This is a genomic window from Arthrobacter sp. D1-29 (assembly GCF_054130585.1).
Genome location: NZ_CP096383.1, coordinates 2,697,997 through 2,721,904, shown reverse-complemented (window position 1 = coordinate 2,721,904; position 23,908 = coordinate 2,697,997). Strand labels below are relative to the sequence as shown.

17 protein-coding genes are annotated in these 23,908 nt (G+C 64.9%); 5 read left to right on the top strand and 12 right to left on the bottom strand.

From position 1 onward, the window contains the following. Positions 1-3 precede the first annotated feature (3 nt). The 4 genes from M1E17_RS12220 to M1E17_RS12205 all read right to left on the bottom strand — a co-directional run bounded on the left by M1E17_RS12220 (position 4) and on the right by M1E17_RS12205 (position 4,574). The gene (locus M1E17_RS12220; RefSeq protein ID WP_457962316.1) at positions 4-1,080 is read right to left on the bottom strand and encodes a helix-turn-helix domain-containing protein; all 1,077 of its coding nucleotides are present in this window, start codon (positions 1,078-1,080) and stop codon (positions 4-6) included. Positions 1,081-1,155: 75 nt separating this feature from the next. Next, entirely contained in the window at positions 1,156-2,124 is a 969-nt protein-coding gene (locus M1E17_RS12215; protein ID WP_457962315.1) for an alpha/beta hydrolase, read from the bottom strand. Positions 2,125-2,307: 183 nt separating this feature from the next. After that, positions 2,308-4,104 carry a DUF5671 domain-containing protein gene (locus tag M1E17_RS12210; RefSeq protein WP_457962314.1) on the bottom strand — a complete coding sequence of 599 codons (1,797 nt, stop codon included), beginning with the start codon at positions 4,102-4,104 and terminating at the stop codon, positions 2,308-2,310. Then, positions 4,101-4,574, bottom strand: coding sequence for a hypothetical protein (locus tag M1E17_RS12205; protein ID WP_457962313.1), 474 nt, complete (start codon positions 4,572-4,574; stop codon positions 4,101-4,103). Before M1E17_RS12205 ends, M1E17_RS12210 begins: the two co-directional genes overlap by 4 nt. A gap of 248 nt (positions 4,575-4,822) precedes the next feature. On the opposite strand from M1E17_RS12205, the gene M1E17_RS12200 reads away from it, so the two are divergent. Further along, on the top strand, positions 4,823-10,114 hold the full coding sequence (locus M1E17_RS12200) for a family 43 glycosylhydrolase (protein ID WP_457962312.1): 5,292 nt from the start codon (positions 4,823-4,825) through the stop codon (positions 10,112-10,114). Positions 10,115-10,194: 80 nt separating this feature from the next. Here the strand turns inward: M1E17_RS12200 and M1E17_RS12195 are convergent, their stop codons facing one another. The 5 genes from M1E17_RS12195 to M1E17_RS12175 form a co-directional block, all read right to left on the bottom strand. Further along, entirely contained in the window at positions 10,195-11,853 is a 1,659-nt protein-coding gene (locus M1E17_RS12195; protein ID WP_457962311.1) for an ATP-binding cassette domain-containing protein, read from the bottom strand. Then, positions 11,853-12,683 carry an ABC transporter permease gene (locus tag M1E17_RS12190; RefSeq protein ID WP_457962310.1) on the bottom strand — a complete coding sequence of 277 codons (831 nt, stop codon included), beginning with the start codon at positions 12,681-12,683 and terminating at the stop codon, positions 11,853-11,855. Before M1E17_RS12190 ends, M1E17_RS12195 begins: the two co-directional genes overlap by 1 nt. After that, entirely contained in the window at positions 12,676-13,617 is a 942-nt protein-coding gene (locus M1E17_RS12185) for an ABC transporter permease (RefSeq protein ID WP_457962309.1), read from the bottom strand. Before M1E17_RS12185 ends, M1E17_RS12190 begins: the two co-directional genes overlap by 8 nt. Positions 13,618-13,636: 19 nt before the next feature. Continuing rightward, complete coding sequence (locus tag M1E17_RS12180; RefSeq protein ID WP_457967733.1) at positions 13,637-15,115, bottom strand: ABC transporter substrate-binding protein; 1,479 nt, start codon at positions 15,113-15,115, stop codon at positions 13,637-13,639. A 231-nt stretch (positions 15,116-15,346) separates the two neighbouring features. Next, complete coding sequence (locus tag M1E17_RS12175; RefSeq protein WP_457962308.1) at positions 15,347-15,637, bottom strand: hypothetical protein; 291 nt, start codon at positions 15,635-15,637, stop codon at positions 15,347-15,349. Positions 15,638-15,769: 132 nt separating this feature from the next. On the opposite strand from M1E17_RS12175, the gene M1E17_RS12170 reads away from it, so the two are divergent. Then, on the top strand, positions 15,770-16,246 hold the full coding sequence (locus M1E17_RS12170) for a hypothetical protein (protein ID WP_457962307.1): 477 nt from the start codon (positions 15,770-15,772) through the stop codon (positions 16,244-16,246). Beyond that, complete coding sequence (locus tag M1E17_RS12165) at positions 16,243-18,180, top strand: glycoside hydrolase family 15 protein (RefSeq protein WP_457962306.1); 1,938 nt, start codon at positions 16,243-16,245, stop codon at positions 18,178-18,180. Before M1E17_RS12170 ends, M1E17_RS12165 begins: the two co-directional genes overlap by 4 nt. On the opposite strand, the gene ggt is transcribed toward M1E17_RS12165, so the two are convergent. Beyond that, positions 18,177-20,021 carry a gamma-glutamyltransferase gene (gene ggt / locus M1E17_RS12160; protein WP_457962305.1) on the bottom strand — a complete coding sequence of 615 codons (1,845 nt, stop codon included), beginning with the start codon at positions 20,019-20,021 and terminating at the stop codon, positions 18,177-18,179. The genes M1E17_RS12165 and ggt overlap by 4 nt on opposite strands. Positions 20,022-20,199: 178 nt before the next feature. Between ggt and M1E17_RS12155 the strand changes: the two genes are divergently transcribed. Next, positions 20,200-21,576 carry a dihydrolipoyl dehydrogenase family protein gene (locus M1E17_RS12155; RefSeq protein ID WP_457962304.1) on the top strand — a complete coding sequence of 459 codons (1,377 nt, stop codon included), beginning with the start codon at positions 20,200-20,202 and terminating at the stop codon, positions 21,574-21,576. Between the two features lie 75 nt (positions 21,577-21,651). On the opposite strand, the gene M1E17_RS12150 is transcribed toward M1E17_RS12155, so the two are convergent. Beyond that, entirely contained in the window at positions 21,652-22,311 is a 660-nt protein-coding gene (locus M1E17_RS12150) for a GntR family transcriptional regulator (protein WP_457962303.1), read from the bottom strand. Positions 22,312-22,518: 207 nt separating this feature from the next. Between M1E17_RS12150 and M1E17_RS12145 the strand changes: the two genes are divergently transcribed. Next, entirely contained in the window at positions 22,519-23,100 is a 582-nt protein-coding gene (locus M1E17_RS12145) for a hypothetical protein (protein ID WP_457962302.1), read from the top strand. Positions 23,101-23,155: 55 nt separating this feature from the next. Here M1E17_RS12145 and M1E17_RS12140 read toward each other — a convergent pair whose 3' ends face one another. Next, positions 23,156-23,581 (bottom strand): ChaB family protein, encoded by a 426-nt coding sequence (locus M1E17_RS12140; RefSeq protein WP_457962301.1) that lies wholly within the window; start codon positions 23,579-23,581, stop codon positions 23,156-23,158. Positions 23,582-23,908: the final 327 nt, after the last annotated feature.

Genomic DNA, 23,908 nt, shown 5'->3' with positions numbered 1-23,908 from the left:
CGGTTACGGCCCGTCCCCGCCGAACGTGGCCGTGTTGAGCCTGTACAGCGCGAGGGCCAGCGACAGGCGTACCCGGCCCAGCGCTGTGCGGACGTCAAAATTGAGTTCCGCCGAAAAGTCGGCGGCCCGGGCCTGGACGCTGGAGTGGTGGAGGCCTGCCTCGTCGGCGACGGCGCGCAGGCTGTTCGCGCAGGCAACGGATTCCAGTAACCCGAGGGCCTTGGGCTGTTGCTTCACGAGGCGTTTGAGCGCCGTGAGGTCAGGCGTTTCATACGAAGAGGCATCCGCCGCCTCCGCAAAGACGAGCAGGCTCCCCAAATCGTCTGCAAGCTGCCGCGGGTGGCGCGGGCTCGTCAGCCGGAGGGCCAGGAGTGCAGTTGCCCACGAGCGGTGGAGCGACTCCGGGGTCATAGCCAGGCCGATCCCCGCCGGGGACGCGTCCGGCGTGTTCCGGGCCGTATTCGGGGCAGAATTCCGGCCTTCGGCCAACTCTGTTGCGGAGAACCGGAGTACCGCTGCCCGCACAGGACCCACGGCGGTATAGACGACGGTCCTTGGCCCTGCGAGCTCCGTGGACGCCGGAACAGCAACCACGCGATAGGACGTGTGACGGTCAAGGTGGAGCATGGCGGCGGCATCCATCCGCCTGTCGAGGGACGCGGCGGCATCCAGGAGCGTTTCGACCGCCCGGCGGGAAGCGGCCACCGGGCTGGTGCGGTCCAGGGAGATCCCCAGGGCGATCGCCACCCGCTCAAGGATCATTTCGTCGTTGGCAAAAGCCGGGCCTGGACGCTCGATCCACACCCGGCCGCCGTCGCCGAAAGCGTGCCAAGGCCAGCCGCCGTCGGGTGCTCCGGGAGCCGGAGCCCCGGCGTCGGTTTTCGTTCCGGAGGCGTCAACCCGGACGGTGCTGCCGTCACTGGCATATCCTGCCGGACAGCCGCTCAGGACCGCAGCACCGCTCAGCAGGACCTGGGCGCTCGCATGGCCGTCAACGAGCGCGTCGAAGTACGCGATGACCTTGAGGCTTTCGGACGCCTCAGGATCCAACGCTTTGAGGCGCCATACCAATCCCTGCATATCTGCCGCTCGTTGATTTAGCTTGTAGCCTGAACTTTACTCCGCCGCCAATGCCCCGGATCGTCCACAGGAGCGTCAGGCCCCCAGGATGCGGCGGACCCACTTCGTCCGCACATCGCGGGCCTGGATCGATAATGCGGCCTGGGGCACGATCATGTCGAAGCCGTGGAATCCGCCGGCCCACACATGCAGTTCCGCCACGCCACCTACTGCCCAGATACCGGAAGCGTAGGCCACCACTTCATCGCGGAAAACTTCTGCGGTGGCCACATCAATGAATGCGGGAGGCAGCCGTGAAAGGTCAGTTGCACGTGCCGGTGCGGCGTAGATGGACACCTCGGGCGTCTTGCGCCGGTCACCCAGCAAGGCATCCCAGCCGGTGTCGTTGCTGGTGCGATCCCACAGTCCGAAGCCGTCAATCTGGTAGCTGGAGACTGTTTCGTTGCGGTCATCCAGCATGGGGCAGATCAGGACCTGGCCCGCGAGCGCCGGACCACCCCTGTCCCTTGCCATCAGGGACACGCCTGCGGCCAGGCCGCCGCCGGCACTCGCGCCGGCGATGATGAGCCGCTCCGGGTCAAATCCAAGCTCTTCCGCATGCGCAGCTGTCCACACGAGGCCCGCATAGCAATCCTCTACGGGGGCCGGGTCCGGGTTTTCCGGCGCCAGGCGGTACTCAACCGACACGGCGACGGCGTCCATCAGCTCGACCCACTCGATGAGCATGTCAGCGCCGAGGAAGCGGTCGCCGATGATCATCCCGCCGCCGTGGGTGTGATAGATCCCGGGGCCACCGGGCACGTGGCCGATTTTGGTGAAGATCGACACGACGATGTCCGGAGCACCTTCAGGGCCGGGGATAATCCGCTCCTCGTGACGCACCGCATGGCCGGCCAGTTGATCTTCGATGGAAGCGGTCAAGGGACCGCCGCGCATACCGGAAATCATGTCCGGCGTCAGGGTCGGATTGAGCAGATCTCCCAACGCAGCGAGGGTTGAACCGAGCTCAACATCGAAGGGTGGGGCTTTGGGGGTTGGAATCATGGTGTCTCCTGGATGGCTGGCCACCGCGTTGTGACCTGAAATTCAGCCTAGGTATTGCCTCCTGGGATTCTAACCGCCAGCCACTCGCAAAGGGCTTCCCCTGAACCGCCAACTGGCGGTCAGGGCGCGGACCCAAGCGAGCGGCCGCCTGCGGCTAACCCCGCTGGGCTGACCCTGCTGCCCTCAAGTCTGGTGCCCCGCCTTCTGGCCATCAGTGGCCAGGGGAATGACCTGTATCTGTGCATCCGCTCCGGTGTCATGACCAATGACCAGAAGGACACTGCGGGCGACGGTGCCTTCGAGTGCTTGGGTCACGCGCGCAGCGAGGGCTTCCTGCTCAGTGGACTCCCCCTGGCCTGAAGGTGCGGGCGGCTGGGGACTGGCTGGCTGGTGACTGACGCCGTCGGCCCGTCTCCAGACGGTGACCTGCGCGCCGGTGGCTGCTGCAATGGCACTGGATATGGCTTCGGGATGAGTCCCGGTGACGAGCGTGACGTGGCCGATGGTTGGCTTCTTCTCCGTCAGGTCAGCCGCGTCCGCCGCTACCTCTGGCTCTGCCTCTGCCCCTGCCTCCGGCAGCGCGTGTTCATGCCTCCAGAGGGAATAGTGATAGCCCGCCACGAGGCCGGCGGCCACCAGCAGGCCCAGTGGTCCCCGGACCCGGTCTACGACGCTGCCCCCAGACACGTCGCCGAGGAAAAATTCGAAGAGCCGGTATCCAATGACCAAAAGGGCAACGAGCGCCACCACTGCGCTGATTCCAAAGAACGCCACAAGGTACACGCGCCTGCCGGGAGGATGGGCGGCGCCCGGTTCTGGTTGTTGTGCCGGCTTCCACGCGAGCCACCAGACCGGGCCGCCCACCATCAGGGAGCTGAGGCCCCCCAGCAGCAAAGATCGGGAGCCGTCTCCTGCCAGCGGGGAGACCGCCAGCGCCAGGGCGGCGTTGACCACCACCCCAATGCCCGAAGCAGCGGCCGCCAGGGCGACGCCTGATGTGACCAGCCTGCTGGCACGGACGGTTCCGGCGGCGCGGTCAGCGGCGAGAGTGCGGTGGTACCGCCAGACCAGGGCGCCGATGGCGGCGGCAGCCAGCGCCGGACCGAGGGGTGCGAGCATTTCCGTGTCAGGGTCCGTCCTGTCGAACGCCAGCCTCAGGAGGGCGAACAGCGCGACGCCGGCCCCGCCCAGCGCCGTGATGGCGGCGGCGAAGACACCCACGGCGACAACCGCGACGTCGGCCAGGCCGGACTTGAGGCGGCTGCCGGGATCCCGTTTCCAGTGCCACCACCACACGGCACTTCCGCCCGCGGCCCACACCGCGCCCTGGAGCACAGGCTGCCACCACGGCTCCGCCGCAGTTGTGAGTGAGGTGAAGCCGCGGAGGGCATCGTCCAGCAACCTGCCCAGCGCGGTAATCGCTCCGGCCGCGCCGACTACCAGCCCAAAAACTGCACCCACAACGGACGGGACGTCCGCAAGGCTTCGCGGTCCCCTGGCAGGATGCCGCCACATCCACCGGTGCCATCCCCAAACAGCGCCCCAGACAAGCCCGGTGGCCAGCGCCGCATACCACCTCGGCTCCGAGCCGTCGACTATGGACGCGGCCCATCCCAGCAGCGTCGTGGTGAAGCTGATGAGGGCGATCGTGTACATGGCAGCAATGTAGAGGCCCCAGCCCACAGTGCCGCGTTCATCCCCGTCGTCGAGCCTTTTCCAGACAAACCACCAGAGCAGAAGCGCCATCGGCCCACCGATCAGGGTGAACGCCAGGGCGCGGGCAAGCCCGGTGACATCGGTGGACGCCATTTCTGAGCCTGAACTGAAAAGGCGCTCCAACAGGCCGGCGAGGCCTGTGGCCGCCACGAGCACCAGGATAAACAGCAGCATGTACAGGATCAGCCGCCGCAGCACCTGTTGGGCTGTGCCTGCCACCGGGACAGCGGAGGGTGTGACGTCAGGTGCTGCCGGCTTGTTCATGGCATTGGACTTGCTGGCCTGGCAGGCGCCCCGCAGGACATCAGCTGGTAGGGCGCCTGGTTCACCTTCCACCTGCCACCGTCCTTCACGAGGGAGAAGGCCTCTTCCATCTCGAATTCGGAAGGCCCAAAGGGTCCCCCGGGGGAGGAGTGGACGATGGAGACTCTTACGGTGGCGGAGTCGCCGCGCTCGCTGGTGGAGACCAGGACCACCCGGGTGGCTTCGGGCGGCCCGAAGTATCCGTTGCACCGGCCTCGGGCTTCTTCCGTCAGGAACGTATCGGCTGTGGCGGTGTCGCCGGTGATGACGGCTGTGCTGTACCGCTGGACTACGCCTGCGGGCGTCGATTCGTCCAGCTCCTGCGGGGCGCCGCGGAAGAAAACGACGGCCAGTGCGGTGACCACCAGCAGCGCGATGGCGGCCAGGATGGCGAGGAGGATCCGGTCTGGTTTTCTCGCCGCAGCGTTCATGCCGCCAGTATGACGTACCCGGCCGCCTCCGGACCATGCTCTGGCGCGACGGAGCGCGCTGCAGTTGACCCTTCCGGAACGGTTATGTGACCGGCATTACTTGACGACCTCAATGTTAGCGTTCACACTTGCTGGCAGAGCGATCGCTCACTGATGCAGCAACGGCGTTGTTGGGGTCCCGCCTGCCCGTCAGTACCGAGTCACCACTTACCTGATCCTCGGCCTGCGGGCAGAAAGAAGGCGCAACGATGCGACCCGTACGTTTGCTAACCAGGGCGGCTGCCGCTGGGGCCGTCGCCTCTGCCCTGGTCCTGACCCCGCTGGTCCCGGCACTGGCCGAGACCTCCCCTGATCCCCGGCTTGTGCTCCAATACGCGCTGGACCAGACCACCGGGAGCGTCGCCGTGGACACGTCCGGAAACGGGCGCAACGGGGCGGTCGTCAACGGCGGCACCTGGTCAGGCAGCGAAGGCCTGAAGCTGGACGGGGTCAATGACCACGTACGCCTTCCCGACAACATCATGCAGGGCCTGTCTGCCATCACTGTCAGCACTGAGGTGCTGATCTCGCCTGCCCAGTCCACGCCCTACTTCATCTACGGCATGGGCAACACCACGTCCAACGCCGGCAACGGGTACCTGTTCACTACAGGTGACAGCTACCGCACCTCCATTGCCTCCGGCAACTGGTCCACCGAACAGACACTTTCCCAGAACCAGCCCCTGGCCCGCGGTGTCTGGAAGACCATCACGTACACGCTGTCCAACGGGACAGCGACGCTCTTCCTGGACGGTGTGCAGGTGGGGCAGAAAACGGGCGTCACCATTACGCCCGCGAGCATCGGAAACGGCCTGACCACCGCGAACTACCTCGGCCGCTCGGTCTACACAGCGGACAGGTACCTGTCCGGATCGGTGCGCGATTTCCGGATCTACAACGCGGCCCTGACTCCAGGGGAGGTGGCGGCAACCATCGCGCCCAGCGACCAGCTCCGGAAAGACCGGGACGTCGCCGCCCTGAGCCTGGGTGACCTGTCAGCGGTGACAGCCAACCTGTCCCTGCCGGCAGGCGGCGCCAACGGTTCCACGGTGGCCTGGGCCTCCAGCGACCCATCGGTGGTCACCGCTGCCGGTGTTGTCACCCGCCCGAGTGCTGCGGAGGGCGCCGCAACCGTGACGCTGACGGCGACGGTTACCCGCGGTGAGGCGTCCGGAACCAAAGACTTCACCGTAACCGTGCTCCCCGCTGAATCCGACCAGGAGAAGCTGGCTGCCGCCACCGCTGCCCTGGTGCTTCCCGCCGTCGATGACGTCCGCGGAAACATCACCCTGCCGCCCAGCAGCGGCCAGGCAGCGGTCACGTGGCAGTCTTCAAACCCCATCATCGACCCCACCGGCATTGTTAACCGCCCCGCCGCGGACACCGACGTCGTCCTGACCGCAACCCTGACCGTCGGGGCGGCCAGCGGAACAAAAGAGTTCACGGCCCGGGTAAAGGCAAAGCCCGCAGTTGCCCCCTACGCCGGATACGCGTTCGCGTACTTCACGGGCAACAGCGTTGCCGGTGAGAACATCTATATGGCCGCCAGCCGCGGAAATGATGCCCTCCATTGGGACGAGACCAATGGCGGCAAGCCGATCCTGACTTCAACCATGGGAACCAAGGGCCTGCGGGATCCTTTTGTGATCCGCTCCCCCGAAGGCGACAAGTTCTACATGATCGCCACCGATCTTTCCATCGGCGGCGGCACGTCCTGGGATGCCTCGCAGCGCCAGGGCAGCCAATATCTTGAAGTGTGGGAATCCTATGACCTCAAGAACTGGTCGGAGCAGCGGCACGTCAAGGTGTCCCCGGCCACGGCAGGCAACACCTGGGCGCCGGAGGCCTACTATGACCAGGGCATCGGCGCGTACGTTGTGTTCTGGGCATCGAAAATCTACGCCGAGAATGATCCCGGCCACACCGCCGGCGTCGTCAACAAGATGATGTACTCCACAACGCGCGACTTCCGCACCTTCTCCGAAGCCAAGGTCTGGAATGACCCAGGCACGTCCGTCATTGATTCAACGGTCATCAAGGACAAGGACACGTTCTACCGCTTCACGAAGGACGAAGGCGGAGTTTCCGGCTGCGTGGACATCATGCAGGAAAAGTCCAACAACCTGCTCGCCGTAGACCTTCCCGGCAGCAACCCCAGGAACTGGGCACTCCAGAGTTCCTGCATTGGCAAGAACGCAGGAACGGCGGCGGTGGAGGGTCCTACCGTTTTCAAATCCAACATTGAGGAAAAGTTCTACCTCTTCCTCGATGAGTTCGGCGGGCGCGGCTACATCCCACTGGAGAGCACCAGCCTTCAAACACCCAACTGGAAGCTCTCCACCAACTACGATCTTCCCGCCAGCCCGCGCCACGGAACCGTTCTTCCGGTCACCCAAACCGAACTGGACGCGCTTCGGCAAACGCCCAAGCCCGTCCCGGCGAACGCAAACGGTGAGATTCTCCGCTATACCTTCGATCAGGGAACCGGAACGGACGTGGCCGATTCCTCCGGCAACGGCCTCAACGGAAAGATCGTGGGCGGCGGCAGCTGGCAGCCGGACGGTGCACTCAAGCTCGACGGCGCCACCGGTTACGTCGATGTCCCGGACAACATCCTCTCCGGCGTCCAGGACGTGACGGTGGAAGCGGACGTCCTGGTCAGCGGCGCCCAGAGTGGGGCCTACTTCATCTATGGATTCGGCCACACCGACGCCGCCGGTGTGGGCAACGGGTACATGTTCGCCACGGGAAATTCCGTGTACAAGACGGGAATCGCCTCGGGAAACTGGACTACGGAACAACTCGCCATCAGCACAGCAGCCCTCCCCCGGGATTCCTGGAAGCATCTGGTGTACACGCTCAAGGGCACCGTCGCCACCGTGTACCTTGACGGGAAAAAGGTGGGCGAGAACCTCAACGCCACCCTGAACCCCGGGGACATCGGATTCGGCAGCACGACGTCGAACTACCTGGGCAAGTCCGTCTACAACGCGGACAGGACCCTCAACGGCTCCTTCCGCGAATTCGCCATCTACAACCGGGCACTGTCAGCGGAGGAAGTAATGAAAATTTCAGGCGACCAGGCCGGCCTCGGAGAAGTTTCCCTCGCCGACCCCAGCCTCCTGAAAGTGGCGCCCATCGTGGACGGCACCAGCAGGAAAGTCACTTACCCTGTCAAGCCGGGAACGGATGTGGGCAAGCTGGCTCCCACCTTCAGCCTCTTCCCCGGGGCCGTCTCCAGCCCGGCTTCCGGAGCCGCCGTGGACCTGAGCAGTCCGGTCACCTACAAGGTGACAGGGCCAGATGGTTCGACGGCGGAATGGACCTTTGCCGCGCTCGAAATGAAGAGCCCTGTCCTGCCCGGCTACACCGCCGACCCAAACATTGTGGTGTACGGCGACACGTATTACATCTACCCCACCACCGATGGAATTGCCTCGTGGGGCAGCACAAAATTCTCCGTCTACTCCTCCAAGAACCTTGTGGACTGGACAGATGAAGGCGTGGTGCTGGACCTGGCGAACGTCAGCTGGACGCATTCCAACGCGTGGGCACCCACAGCAACGTCGAAGAATGGAAAGTACTACCTCTACTTCTCTGCGGGTCAAAGCATCGGTGTGGCCGTGGCTGACTCACCCAAGGGGCCGTTTGTGGACTCCGGCGCTCCCCTGGTGGACAAGGCCGCGTACGGTGGCGCCCAACAAATTGATCCGGCTGTTTTTACTGATAACGACGGCGTGTCCTACCTGTTCTGGGGCAACGGCACGGCGCGCTACGTGCCCCTGAACGCGGACATGGTGTCCTACACTGCTGCGAATGTGAAGACCATTTCCGGCCTGAGCCAGTTCAGGGAGGGCCCGTTTGTCCATCAGCGCAACGGCACCTATTACATGACCTACTCGATCGATGACACCCGGAGCGAGAACTATCGCGTCGGTTATGCCACGGCCAGCAGCATCGCCGGCCCGTGGACCTACAAGGGCGTCATTCTCGAGAAGAAGCCCGAACTGGGAATCCTTGGCACCGGCCATAACTCCGTTGTCCAGGTGCCGGGAACGGACGACTGGTACATCGTCTACCACCGTTTTGCCATTCCGGGCGGAGACGGGATGCACAGGGAGACCACCATCGACCGTCTGACCTACGCTCAGGATGGATCCATCAATCGGGTGGTCCCCACCCTTGAAAGCGTCGGGCCCCGGTTCGCGGACACGTCCGCCCCGGTGGTAGCCCTGGCCACTTCCCCTGCAGCACCCAACGGTGCTGACGGCTGGTACCTGGGTCCGGTGACCGTGAGCGCCACTGCCACCGACAATTCGGGCGCAGCCCCCATGGTGGAGGTAGCGGTCGACGGCGGCGCCTGGGTTCCGTACTCGTCCTCCTTCGAGGTGGCATCGGACGGTGCCCACACCATCAGGGCGCGGGCAACCGACGCGACGGGAAACATCTCGGCGGAAGCATCCGATGCCGTGAAGATTGACAGGACGGCACCCCAGGCAGGCGCAGGCCTGGATGAGGACCGGACGCTGACCCTCACCGCCACCGATCCGTACTCCGGTGTTGCTTCGCTGGACTACCGGGTGGGGACGGCCGAATGGGCGACTTACACCTCCCCCGTTCCCGCGGGGCGTACGGCGGCCACGGTGGAGTTCCGGGCCGTCGACAAGGCAGGCAACGCCACCACCGGCACGGTGGATGTGCCCGCTCCGGCCGGCCAATCCATCTCCTTTGGTGACATCACGCCCAAAACCCTTGGCGACTCTGACTTCACCATCAGTGCAGCGGCAACCTCCAACCTGCCCGTCAGCTTCGGTGCCGCGGGCGCGTGTACCCTGCTGGACACCTCGGTTCACCTGACGGGGGCGGGCACGTGCAGCATCACCGCCCGGCAAGAAGGCAGCGCGCGCTTCCTGGCGGCACCTGAGGTGGTTCGTTCATTCGAGGTCAAGGCGCCCGTCCTGGACAGCTTCGACCGGGCCAACGGCGGCGTCGGCAGTGCGTGGAGCGGCGACAACGGACGCCAGGCCTACGTCATCAAGGACAAAGCCCTCAACCCGCTCCTGGGCGGCGTCCTGCTCCATTCCGCGACCTTCGGATCAGACCAGACGGCTTCGCTGACGTTGAAGGCCATCGCGGCCAAGTCGGTCCAGGGCGTGGTTCTCAAGGGGCAGTCCGGCAAGTCCTTCCTGACGGCGGGTGTATCAGCGCTCTACGACGCATCCGCCAGGACCGTCCGGGTCTCCACGCTTGGCGTTGATAAGAACGCGTGGCACTCCTACGGCGACACTGCCGCCTCATTCGAGGCCGGCGACGTCCTGACGGCGAAATACGTGGATGGAACCGTGACGGTCTACCGCAATGCCGACGTCGTGGCTTCCGTTCCGCTGCGGGCAGCGGATGTCCAGTTGTTTGCCGGGAAGTCTGGAAAGACCGGGATCTCGTCGACGCTGGCAACGGGCAGCAGCCTGGACGATTTCCGGGCTGCGGCAATCACCAGGTAGCCCAACCGTCAGGTAGCCAGGCACGCCAAGGAAAGCGGCCATCCGTCGCTCTGATGGATGGCCGCTTGTGCGTTGTCCGGTTACGCCGAGGCAGCGGCCTGGGCGTGAGTGATTTTCTTGAGGTGCAGGCCCCGGCAGGGAATGGAGGCCGAAACCAGGTCCTTGCTGTGTTCGTGCTTCGGATCGGCGAAGAACTCGGACGTCCCGGCGACTTCCACCAGGCAGCCCTTGAACAGGACTGCCACCCTGTCGCACATATGCCGGATGACGTCCATGTCATGGGTGATCAGGATCAACGACAGGCCCCTGTCCCGGTGCAGGCGCTTCAGCAGGTTCAGGATTGTCCGCTGGGTCAGCGTGTCTAAAGCCGAGGTTGCCTCGTCGCAGATCAGCACCTGGGGATCCAGCAGCAGGGCCCGTGCGATGGTGATGCGTTGAAGCTGGCCCCCGGAGCACTGCCCGGGACGCCTGTCCAGAATGGCGGGATCCAGCCCCACTTCCTCCATGGCGGCATCAAGGTGCCCGGACCTGCCGGCGGGGGTGAGGTCAGTGCGCCGCAGGAGCGGAGCCTCAAGGCTGGTGCGCAGTGTCATGCGCGGATCGAAGGCGTCATGCGGTTCCTGGAACACCAGTTGAACAGCTGTGCCAGGCGCCGTGCCCTTGCCGTCCTGGGCAAGGTTCCTGCTGATCTTCCCGCCGTCGATGGCCTCAAGCCCCACAATGGACCGTGCCAGGGTGCTCTTTCCTGACCCTGACTGGCCCAGGACGCCCAGGATTTCGCCCCGCTTCACGTCCAGGGAAACGCTGTCCAGGGCCGCCCGGCCCGCCTTACCGAAACGCTTCACGACACCGTTCAGGTTCAGGACGCTCCGGCTCGCGGATGCGGAGCGGCGGATCGTGGCGGGCAGGAGGTTGGAAGCCTCCAGCAGCTGTTGGGTGTAAGCGGCGCGGGGACGGGCGAAGATTTCCCGGGCAGGGCCCTGCTCCACTATCTGCCCGGCGTCCATCACTACAACACGGTCGGCAAACGCTGCCACCGAGGCAAGGTTGTGCGTGATGTAGAGAATGCCAAGTCCACGTTCGTCCCGCTCACGGTCCAGCAGGTCCAGGATCTGGCTCTCCAGCACCTTGTCCAGGGCCGACGTCGGCTCGTCCGCCAGCAGCATGGCTGGCCGGCCGGCCAGGGCAACGGCAGTCATGGCCCGCTGTGCCATCCCGCCGGACAGCTGGTGTGGGTAGGCCCTGACACCCCAGGAGGGGTCCTCGAAGCCTACTTCTTCCAACAGTTCAAGCGCCTTGGCCCGGGCCTGCTTGCCCTGCAGACCACTGTGCAGCTTCAACGGCTCCCGGAGGTGGCTGCCAATGGTTTTGTTGGGATTGAACATCCGCTTCGGCTGCTGGAACAGCATGCCCAGGCGGCCGCCGCGGACTGTGTTGAGTTCCGCCTCGGATGCGCCGGTGAGGTCCAGCGGGCCCAGGCGGATGGAACCGGACTCGATTCGCAGCTGTGGGGGCAGCAGGCGGAGGGCCGACATGGCCGTCATGGTTTTTCCTGACCCTGATCCTCCCACCAGCGCTACGAACTCCCCGGGGGCCACGGATAGGCTGACCCCGGCGAGGATGGGCCGGGACGCAGCCGCCGTGGGCGACGCCCGTTTGCCCGCGGCTGGCGCCTTTTTCCCTGTGGGCGCGGCGCTGCTGCTGACATGCAGGCCTTCGATGACCAACTCTTCGGGCATTATCCGCGCGCTCCCACCGGGAGGAGCAGCGGCGCGGCGGCCATGTGCGCGGCGCGCTGCCCGATCAGGGTGACACACAGCGCCACCGTGAAGATGGCCAGGCCGGGCGCGATGATCCCCAACGGTGCCCTGTCAGCGAAAGGCTGCGCCGCGGCCAGCATGGAACCCCAGTCGGACTGGGGCGGCTGGACGCCGAGACCCAGGTACGACAACGCGCCGACACTGATAAGCAGCTGGCCGAACCTCAGCGTGGCCAGGCCCAGCATGGGACCGGCCAGATGCGGGAGGATATGGCGGAAGATGATGAACGACGGCGTGCATCCCACAACGCGCGCGGCCTCCACGAACCCCCGGGCGGACACGTCATACGCCAGTGTCCGGGCCAGCCTGGCGAAGGGCGTCCAGCCGGTTACGGTGAGAGCCACCAGCAGGGACTGGAAGCCTGTGCCCATCGCAGCAACGATAAAGAGGGCCACCACCATCTCCGGAAGAGCCAGCAGGACGTCATTCGTGCGGGTAAAGAACTCGTCCAGCCAACCCCGGCGGCGGGCGCTGATGACCCCGACTGTTATGCCCAGAACGGCCGTCAGCAGTGTTGCCAGGGCAGCCATCAGCATTGAAAAGCGTCCGCCGTCGAGCAGGCGGCTGAGGGTATCCCTGCCGAGATGATCCGTTCCGAGCCAGTGTCCCGGTTGGGGCTGGGCAAGCCGGGCCACGAGATTCTGCTCATCGGGCGGGTAAGGAGCCAGCCACGGGGCCGCGGCGACAGCCAGCACCAGAAAGCCCAGGATGACCACGGCGGTCCTGTCCACAGGTGTCCAGCTACGCAAACTTGCCTCCTACTTTCGGGCTCAGGAAACGATGGACAAAGTCCGCCAGGGTGGTGATGCCCACCGCGAGGGCGACAACCACCACAACGCCTCCCTGGGCAAGGGGTATGTCACCGTTGACCACGGCGTCGTAGAGAAGCCGGCCCATCCCCGGAACGGCAAAGATCACCTCCACAATGACGGAACCGCCCAACAGGCCGGCAAACCAGACCGCGACGAGCGTCACCAAGGGGACAAGCCCGTTTGGCACCACATGCCTGAGCACAGCCTGGGACTGGCTGAGCCCCCGGGCCCGGGCGGCCGGAACGTGATCGGCTTCCAGTGCGTCGATCATCCCCGACCGGACGGCTGCCGTGAAGTAACTGATGGGGCGAAGGGCCAGGGTGGCTGCGGGCAGGACCGCCGACCAGCCGTTGGCCCAGCCTGCTGACGGCAGCAGGGACAGCTTCAGGGCGAAGACCAGCACCAGAAGCGGGGCCAGCCAGTATTCCGGCATGGCTATAAAAGATTGCGTGACAGTGGTGATTAGCCTGTCGGTCCGGCCGCCTTGCCGGAGTGCCGACGCGATTCCCAATGGGAGGGCAATCAGGGTGGCCGTAGCAAGGGCCAGGACAACCAGGCTGACAGTGACGGCGAGGGCCGGCATGACCTGGTCGGCCACCGGGGTCCGGCTCACATGGGAGAGGCCCATATCGCCGCTGATGAATGAGCCCAGCCACCGAAAGTACTGGACCGGAAGCGGGTCATCAAGGCCAAGGCTCCTGCTGAGGGCCTGAACTGTTGCTTCGTCCACCACGTCTCCGGCTACCCGGGAGCGGATGATCTTGCGGACAGCATCGCCAGGAGTCAGATAGGGAATCAGGAACACTGCGAAGGACGACAGAAGAACGGCGACCGTCAGGGTCGCCGTTCTTCTGGACAGAAAGGCAATCATCTGTGGAGTTTGTCCCTGGCTAGGAGCCGGTCTTCGCGGTCTGGGCGGTCAGGACATAGCGTGAGAGCGGATCCTGGACGTAGGACTGGACCTTGCTGCCAATGGCGTCGGTTGCCTGTTCGTTGACGAGCCAGATGTTGACGGCCTCGGATTCAAGAATGTTTCCGGCCTGCTCATAGAGCCTGTACCGGTCCTCCGTGCTTTGGGTCTGGGCGGCCTCGCGGATGAAATTGTCGTACTTCTCGTCGCAGAAGTGGCTGAGGTTGTACGATCCCTTGCAGGTGTAGTCCGCCGTGAGGAAGCCGATGGGATCAGCGATGTCGATCAGGCGGTTCCGTTGGCTCAGCAGCATGTCGTAGTTGCCGGCGAGCACGTCCGGTTCGGCCGCCGCGTACTCCTTGGTCTGGATGGTCAGCGGGACGCCAATGTTCTTCAGGTTCTCCTGGATCACGGCAGCGACGTCTGCGAACTCGGCACGCTCCACGATGGCGATGATTTCCAGCGGCCTGCCCGCCGTGTATCCGGCTGAGGCGAGCAGTTTTTTGGCTTCATCAAGGTTCTGCTTGGGTGACTCGGCTTTTCCGGACGCCCAGGGTTCTGACGGAGCGAAGGGCCCCGACGCCGGAAGCGCCGCGCCCTCGTAAACGCTGGCTGCCAGTGCATCGAGGTCAAGCGCTGACCGGAGCGCCTTCCGGAAATCGGCGTTGTTCAGCGGCTCCCTGCCGTTGTTCAGGTAGAGGGTTGCGGTCCGCGGAGAGTCTGCCTTGAGTACGGTGACGTTGGGGGCAGACTCCAGCGCGGAGAGGCTCGAGACCGGGATGGAGAGGGAAATGTCGGCCTCGCCTGTCTGGACCTGGGCCGCACGGGTTGCCCCGTTCGTGACGAACCGGACCTCGGCACCGGCGAGCTGGACTTTGCCTCCCCAGTAGTTTTCGTTGCGGTCCAAGGTCAGTGACTGCTTGGGTTTTTCCGACACGGGGGTGAAGGGACCGGTGCAGTGGCCAAAGGGGTTGACCACAGCGTCTTTGTAGGCTGCCGGGGCGAGGATTCCGGTGTTGACGCTGGCCAGCCGGTACGGCACCAGCGGGCTTTCGGTGGCGGTGGTGATGCGGACTGTGCTGGCGTCGGTCGCCGTGACTGCGCTGACCGTGGTCTTGTTGAAAGCCCTCGCCGGCACCTGGGCGTTAAGGACATGCTGAAGCGACGCAACCACGGCCTCGGCCGTGAGGTCCGTGCCGTCCTGGAACTTCACTCCGCTGCGGATGGTGAAATCCCATTCCAGCGGTGAGGCCTGCTTCCATTCGGTGGCCAGGAAAGGAACCACCTTGCCTTGCTCGTGATCGTACTTTGTCAGGGTCTCCAGGCAGCCTGAAAGCGACAGGATATAGGCAGCATCGGACTCCGGTGCCCAGTTCGCCACCGGCGCCCGGAAGTTGTTCACCACAATCCGCTGATTCAGATCCACAGAACTGGCGGCCTGGCTGCCCTGGCCACTCATTCCACAGCCGCTGAGGGCAAGCAGGGCTGCCAGGCCCAGGGCTGCTTTGGACCAATGGAGTACACGCAAAAGAAACCGCCTAGAAGAACACCCGGCTATAAAGAGGGGCGGGAAGGGAAACAGGAACGGTTTAGGTTAGCCTTACCTCTACTCAAAAGGAAAGTCGGGCATACCGGGTCCGGCGTAACAATGAACGTTCCGGAGGTCGGGAGCGGCCTGCCAGGCCAAAGGTCAGGCAGGCGCCGTGGGCAGGTGCAGCGTCTCCAGGAAGTTCTCGTCGTACTTTTCTTCCCGCGCCTCGTCGTTGGGGAAGCCTCCGGGAAGTGACCCTTCGGCAAGGCCGATCATCACCAGCCGGTGGAGGGATGGCTGGCCGTCTGCTGATGCCTGGATGGCGAACAGGGCAGAGTTCTGCGTTTTCGAGTTTGCCATCTGATCCAGCCCCGCAGCGCCTGCCGCCCCCAGCAGGGCAACCGCAAGGGCGGCGAGCGCAGGAACCATCCTTTTTCGCCAAGTCCTCATGGATCGAGCATGCTCCCCCACCATGGGAACAGGGCTGGAAAAGCATAGGGAAAGGCTGTGGTCTTCTAAATTCAAGATCCTCAGCTTTAGAATAGATGCCCGGCAAGCTTCTGGACGTGCGGAGCGCGTGAGATGGATTGGCAAGGTTGGGCCGTTTTCGGTCTGTTGGCCACCAGTGCCCTGACCGTTGTGATGATTGCCGCGCAAATGGCGGGCTGGACCCGTCTTGATCTGCCGCTGGTCCTGGGTACGGTCCTCACTCCGGACCCGGACAGGGCCCGGTTCGCGGGCTTTTTCATTCACCTGGCCGCCGGCCAGGTATTCGCCTTGGGGTACGCGGCAACGTTCGCCCTTCTGGGACAGGCCACGTGGTGGATCGGGGCGCTGCTCGGGCTCCTTCACGTTGCCGTTGCCCTGACGGTGATCCTGCCCCTTTTGCCCGGCGTCCATCCACGGATGGCATCCACCCGTGCGGGACCGGCCAACAGGGCCGCGCTGGAACCCCCGGGCCTGCTGGGCCTGAACTACGGAATCCAGACGCCAGCCGTGGCCGTCGTGGCCCACGTGATCTACGGCGCCGTCCTGGGACTGCTGCTGGGGGCGTCATGAAGGCCGCGAGCGTCAACCCGGCTGCTGAGCCTGCCGGCAGCCGGCCTCCCCGGCGGGTTGAGCGGCGGGTTGAGCGGCAGGGTGAGCGCGTGGCTGAGCGGCAGGCTGAGCGGCGGGCGGAGCGACGGCGCGAACTTCCCATCGCGGACTACGGGCTGCTGGGCGACACGCGGACAGCCGCGCTGGTGTCCGCCGAGGGCGGAGTGGATTGGTTTTGTGCCCCCACATTCGACGGCGAGCCTGTCTTCGGCGCGCTCCTGGGCGGCACCGAAGCCGGGACCTTCCTGATGGGACCGGCCGTGCCTTCCCGGCCCGTCAGCCGCCGTTACCTTCCCGGAACCGCCACGCTGGAAACAGTGTGGGCCTCAGATCAGGGAAGGCTTGTCCTCACCGAAGCCATGGTGGCAGAGGTAGCAGGCCAGTTGCTGCCGACGACAGTGCTGGTTCGGCGCCTGACGGCAGAAGGCGCGCCAGTGGCAGCATCGGTCTGCTTTGACCCCAAGCTCGGTGAACGTCACCGCCGCCCACGCGTCCGCAATGGCCGGAGCCTGGTGTGCGAATGGGGCCCACTGGCCCTTTCCCTCGGCTGCAGCCCCGCACTGGACCTGGAACCGGGCAAGCCGGAACCTGTCACTGTCATCCCCGGCCAACCCGTGACCCTGGTGCTTGCTGTGGCGTACGGCGAACCGCTCATCCACGTTGATCCGGCGGCGGCGTGGGAACTGGTGGAGGCTGACTCCGCCCGCTGGCGGATGTGGACTGAAGAGGTGGACAGGAGGATTCCGTTCCGCGAACCGGTCCTCCGTAGCCTGCTGACCCTGCGGCTTCTCACCTACTCCCCCTCGGGCGCGCCCGTGGCGGCGCCAACCACCTCACTGCCCGAGGACGTGGGCGGTATCCGCAACTGGGACTACAGGTATGCGTGGCCGCGGGACGCCAGCATCGGCGTCGGGTCCTTCCTGGCCGCAGGAAAATCGGCCGAAGCGCTCAACTTCCTCGGGTGGCTCCTGCATGCCAGCAGGCTGGAACGGCCCAGGCTGCCAGCCATCCTCAGCCTGTCCGGCCGGCACGTGCCACGGGAACGCACGCTGCAAGGCTGGCCGGGGTATGCCGGGAGTGCCCCCGTCCGTACCGGCAACGGCGCCGCCAACCAGCACCAGCTTGATGGCTACGGTTGGGTCCTGGATGCCGCCTGGGTGCTGGTGAAGGGTGGACATCCGCTGTTTTCGGAGACGTGGCGGGCCATGCGCGGCTTCACTGATCTGGTAGCTGGACGCTGGCAGGATCCGGACGCGGGAATTTGGGAGATCCGGGGCGATGAAGCGCAGCATGTCCACTCAAAAATCATGGGCTGGCTGACCCTGGACAGGGCGCTGCGCATCGCAGAGACCCACCGCCTCGGTGCCAGGCAAAGACGCCGCTGGCAGGAGGCAAGGGAGTCCCTGTCCGAAGAGATCAAGGCCAAGGGCTTTGACCCCGGGAAAAATTCCTACACACGCACCTACGGGTCCCAGGACCTGGACGCGGCTTTGCTCGTGCTGCCTCTTCTGGGCCTGGACGAACCGGGATCAGCCCGGGTGAGAGGCACGGTGGACGCTATTGGACGTGAACTGTCCGCCGGATATCCACTCCTTTACCGATACCCGCCGGGCCAGGACGGGCTGCCGGGGACAGAGGGCGCCTTCCTGCCCTGTTCCTTCTGGCTGGTCCAGGCCCTCGCCCATACCGGCCGTCATGCCGAAGCCACGGAACTCTTTGAAGCCCTGCTTGGAAAGGCCAACGAGCTGGGCCTCTACAGCGAAGAAATCGATCCGGCCAGCGGCATGTTGCTGGGGAACTTTCCCCAGGCCCTGACGCATGCGGCGCTTGTCCAGGCAGCCCTGGCGCTCCGCGATACCGGGCCCGGGGAAAGTGCCCCTATGCCATCACCCTAAGGCGCCGGCGTGACCACCATGGCAGAGCCGCCGCCACGCCTTTCCGGCTCGGCAGCGGCGACCATCCGGTTGCCGGGTCCGAACTCGATGGCGGTGGCAGCTCCGATTTCGGGCAGCGAGGTGAACGAGTCACCTGCTTTGGTGAACACATGGCCGAGAGGCTCGAGTTCGCCCGCATAAGTATCGATGAACTCCTGCTCGGCGCTGATTTTGGCCGTATTGCGCTGGGCTGCGCGCGGTGCGGCTAGCGCCTCGGAGATGGTCATCCCCAGGTCCACCCGGTTCAGGATGGTCTGCAGGACGGTGGTGATAATCGTGGATCCGCCGGGCGAGCCAAGCGCAAGGAACGGTTCGCCCTCCTTCAGGATGATGGTTGGGGACATCGAGGAACGCGGCCGCTTCCCTGCCTCGATCCTGTTGGGATCAGCAGGGTCGTACACGGTGGAGAAGTCGGTCAGCTCGTTGTTGAGGATGAACCCCCGGCCGGGCACTACAATCCCGGACCCGCCGGTCTGCTCAATGGTCAGGGTGTACTCCACCACGTTGCCCCATTTATCGGCGACTGTCAGGTTCGTCGTCGAGATGTTTTCGGTGTCCTTTTCATCCGCGAGCGGGGCAACGGCACCCGGGCACGCGCCGTCGTACTTGGTTACGTCCCCCGCTGGTACCGGCTTGGTTGCCGCCTGCGCCGGGTTGATCTGGCAGGAGCGTTCCTTGCCGAACAGCGGGTCCGTCAGCGCAGCGGTGGGCACGTTCACAAAAGCCGGGTCGCCCACGTACTTGGCCCTGTCGGCGAAGGCAAGCGCACTTGCCTCGAGATAGTGGTGCAGGGCCCCGGAGGTTGGCATTTCGGCCAGGTTGAACGGCTCCAAAATGTTCAGGGCTTCACCCACTGTGGTTCCGCCGCTGCTGGAGGGCGCCATGCCGTAAACGTCATAGTCGCGGTACTTCACATGGGTAGGATCTTGGTCCAGGGCCTTATAGGCAGCCAGGTCAGCCGCCGTCAGGTGCCCCACAGGGACCGGCAGTTCGGTATCGGGCGATTTCGGCGGCGCCTGGACCGTGGTTGCGATCTCCTCTGCAAGAGGGCCCGTGTAGAAGCCGTCCGTGCCCTGCTTTGCGAGGAGCCGGTACGTCTGGGCAAGGTCGTGGTTCTGGAAGATACTGCCGACGGCGGGTGCGTCGCCGCCCGGGAGGAAAAGGCTGCTTGTCGAGGTGAAGGCCGCGAAGCGGACCTTGTTCTCCAAGGTCTGCTGGCGGAATGTTTCGTCCACCACAAAACCGCGGTTCGCCACCTTGATGGCCGGCTTCAGGGCATCGCCGAGGCTTAAGGTTCCCCAACGCTCCAGCGCCCGCTCCCAGGTAGCGGGTGTGCCGGGGACGCCAACGGAGACGCCGCTCGACACGAGCTGCGCAAAAGTGTACGGCGCGCCTGCGGGCTTGTCTGGGGTAATGGTGGCCGGGTCGATGAACGCATTCTGGGGCATTGCTGCGGGTGCCGTTTCGCGCCCGTCGATGGTGCTCACCTTGCCGGTTTTGGCATCGTAGAAGACGAAGTAGCCGCCACCGCCGATCCCGGCGCTGTAGGGCTCGGTCACGCCAAGGGTCGCTGCCGCTGCGACGGCAGCGTCCGCCGCGTTGCCGCCCTTGCGCAGGACTTCGATTGCGGCCGCGGAAGCCTCCGGATCCACCGTGCTTACGGCTCCGCCGTATCCGGTGGCAGTGGCCGTCTTTTCAGTTTCGCGGGGATCGGCGAAGGCGGGGCTGATAGCACCGCCCGCCGTCGTGCTCAAGGCCAGGACTGCCGTTACGGCAGCCAGTCGTCGTCTCACATGTGGCATGGTCTCTCCCAAAGTCAGAGTGCTGCGAGTGTGGTGTGGGCCACACTACTTGGGCGCGCTGCGACACTCAAAGCCGGCGGGCAACACCGTGGCGCCGGCTGAGGATGCCTGCTGGGTGCCTGCCTGGGTCAGGGGCAGGTCCGGTACGGTGGGAACCAGCTAACTGAGGGGACAGCTCATGGACTACACGTACGATGTTCTGGTCATCGGCGGCGGGCCCGCTGGAATGGCAGCTGCGGAACGGGCGGCCGAACTGGGCGCCAGGACAGCGGTGGTGGAGAGTGCGGCGCTCGGCGGGACGTGCCTGAACTCAGGCTGCGTTCCCACGCGTGTGCTGGCCAAGACGGCAAGGCTGTACCGCGAGGTGAGGACAGCGTTTGACTACGGGATCGTGGTCCAGGAACCGGCCGTGGACTGGGAAAGGACAGTTGCCCGCGTCCGCGAGACTGTGCAGCGCGTGCTGGCGGCAAAGCAGTACGACGCCATGATGGAACGCCTTGGCATCCGCCTCATCTCAGGACGGGCCCTCTTTACCGACGACCACACCGTCAGCGTTGATGGACAGGAATTCACTGCGGCCTCCATCATTCTCTGTGTTGGCGGAGCCGCACGGCGGCTCCCGATCCCTGGAGCCGAGCACGCCATCCTTCCCGACGAAGTGCTGACCCTCAAAGAACTCCCCGGGAAGCTGGCCATCATTGGGGGCGGCCACACCGGTGCGCAGCTGGCCACCATCTTCAACGCGCTGGGATCCGAGGTGCTGCTCCTGGACGTGGCGCCCCGCCTGCTGCTGACCGAGGACCATGACGTTGCCGCCTATGTAGGGCAAAGCTTCGCCACCAAGGGAATCAGGCTGGAAACCGGAATTTCCGGCATCGAAGAGATCGCCAGGAACCATGATGGGGATCTCGAAATCTCCTGGACCAAGAACGGCGGGCGCTCCGCCGTCGATGTTGACACCGTGGTGATGGCCGCCGGGTGGCCGGCCAACATCCCGGGGCTGGGCCTGGAGGCCGCGGGGGTGGCGACGTCCGGCTCGTTCATTCCAGTGGACGGCTACCTGCGTACCAACGTGCCGCACATTTTTGTCGCCGGAGACGCGAACGGTACCAGCATGCTGGTGCAGGCCGCGGTGTTTGAAGGCGAAACGGCGGCAGGCAACGCGGTCCTGGGCGCCCACCGGACCACACCCCACCACCTGCTGCCGGAAGGCGGTTTCACTGACCCCGACTACGCCGGAGTGGGGCTCACCGAGGAACGGGCGCGGGAATGCGACCCGGAATGCCTCTCGGTGACCGTCCCCTACGGCACGGTAGAGCGTCCCATCATCGATGACCGGGAAGCGGGCTTCCTCAAACTTGTCACTGACCGGCACCAGGAACTGATCCTGGGCGCCCATGCAGTGGGGGAAAGCGCCGTCGAGGTGGTGCAGGCCGTGGCCTCAGCCATGGCGGCAGGTACAGACCTCGCCACCTTGGCAAGGGTCAAGTTCGCCTATCCAACGTACAGTGCCATCATTGGACAGGCCGCCCGCGCCGCAACGCGCACTGCCTGACAGTGCTTGCAGCCTGACGGTGCCTGCAGCCTGACAGGAACAGAGCTGATACGGCACTGCCTCTTCGGGCCTGTGTCAGCCCTGGGGCCCACGGATGGCGTCTGCCACGCTTTCCAGATGCAGCCTCATCGCCTCGGCCGCCCCTTCGGAATCGTGCCGGCAAACAGCATCAATGATGGCCAGGTGCTGTGGAAGGGAAATAGCCGGCCGCCCCGGCTGCCGCGCAAGCCGGAACTGAAACCGCACTGCCTGGCCGCGCAGCCGCTGAATTGTTGTGGCGGCGGTCTCCTGGCCGCTCATGGCAATGATCTTGGCGTGAAGCCGCTGGTTGCAGTCGGAGTACGATTCCCGGTCACCCCGGGCCACAGCGTCTTCCATCTGCCTGGCAAGCTCCCGCAACTCCTCGGACTCAGGATCGGAAATTCGCTGGGCGGCTTTCCGCGCGCACAGCGCTTCCAGGGCGCCGCGGACTTCGGTGATCTCAACGGCTTCCTCCACCGAGACTGCCCGGACCCTGGCCCCGCGGTTCTGCACACGCTCCACCAGGCCCTCAACGCTCAGTTCCGACAGCGCGACGCGGATGTTTCCGCGGCTGGCACCGTACTCGGCGGCAAGATCGGCTTCGACAAGCCGCTGCTTGGGTACCAGTTCACCGGTGATGATCGCCTGGCGGAGTACGCTGACAAGCTCGGACGCAGAAAGGCCGGTCCGCGTGGCCTCATCAATAATCGTCATACTCTCCCCGCTGGGTTGCTCTCGGCACGTTTCCCTTTATTGTAAACAATTTCGTCAGAACGGCCCCGCCATCGGGCTGCCGATCTCGGAAATGTGAGCCCGCGCCTTCGATCTGACGGATTTCCATACCCGCTGTCCATATCCTCCGAGTAGAGTGACAACGCTGTATCCGCGAGAGCCACGCCGAGAGGATTTGAGGAGGCCTGGATGCAATCACTCCCCCGGATCACCGTGGAGGTGCCGGTGCTGAGCGTGGGCTCCGGGCCATCCGACTACGAGCATCTGGGCAGCTACGTCCATGGGTTGCGCAGGCCGCAGGGGCTGCACCTGACCCTGCTGCACATCGGCATCCTGGAGGACTTCTCCCGGGACGTCGCTGATTGGACCAACGGCATCACCAGCCCCGACGCTGTTATCAGCAGCACGGTTGGCTGGTTGCGGTCCCTGCCGGTGCTGGAAGGCTTTTCCGGGCGGGCGGAAAGACTGATCCTGCTCGGAGGGGGAAGTATCTCCGGACTGGAAGTGGATGTGCCGGAACGGGTGCACGATTACCAGGCATCACTCCTGCAGGGGCTGCGCGAACTTCTCGACGGGCTGCTGGTGGACCACGTGGATGACTTCATCCTCAGCTCCAGGGCGCTCGGCTTCAGGCACCCCCGCTGGACTCCGCACGTAGCGGTGGGGCGCCCCAAAACCAAAGATCGCGGGCAGTGGCAGATTCCCCCGCTGACCGTCCATTGCGGCGAATCACGGATCAGGAACGCGCAGTCCCTGCCCGCCGTCGCCTAGCGCCGCCTGCCTGGTTTTCATGCAGCAGGTCTTCCCGCGCGTGGTTTTTTCACGCTTAGCCGCCACGCGCCTTCCTGGTGGCGGTTTCATTTGCCTTTTGCAGTGCCTGGACCAGCTCGTCCTTATTCATCCTCGAGCGGCCGTTGATGTGCAGTTCCTGCGCACGCTTGTAGAGGTGTTCCTTGGATGCGTTCGCATCCACGCCGCCGGCAGTGGGTGCCGATGAATCAACTCCGCCTTCGGCGCGCTTGTCTGAGGGGCCGCGCTTCTCTTTTGGCTCCCAGTGGTCGCCCACCTTCTCATAGCTGTGCTTCAGCGAGGCGTAGGCGGCACGGGCAGCCCTGCTCTCGTCGTTGTCGTAGGTCTCAAGGGCGGCATCGTAGGTTTTGGCGAACGTGTCCTGGGCCTTCTGCTCAGAGCGCTGCAGGGTCGAGGGAAGCTCTTCCTTGCGGGCGTGGTTGTTCTTGCCGGTCTTGGGCATGGCACTCACACTCCTTGGGGGCCGCTGCGCATCATCGCCGCCTCGAAACAGTTGGCTGGCGGGGAAGGCAGCTTCGCTGTCCAGACATCAACTGTCCATACAACAACTGTAGGCCGCACCTTCCCGGTCCAGGGACAGTCTGCCCGCTTCGTCCCAAGGTCCAAGGCGGCTCTGGGAGGAATGCTCCCGCCTGTCCAACCTCGCCTGAGCAGGACTGCAATCCGGTACGGAAAGCGGTGTGGCGAAGAAATGAAGCGTCTGGCATGAGCCCAGCCATCGGCGTAAATTCAACTACAGGCACGGTTTGTGATGTTTTTCAAAGGAGCC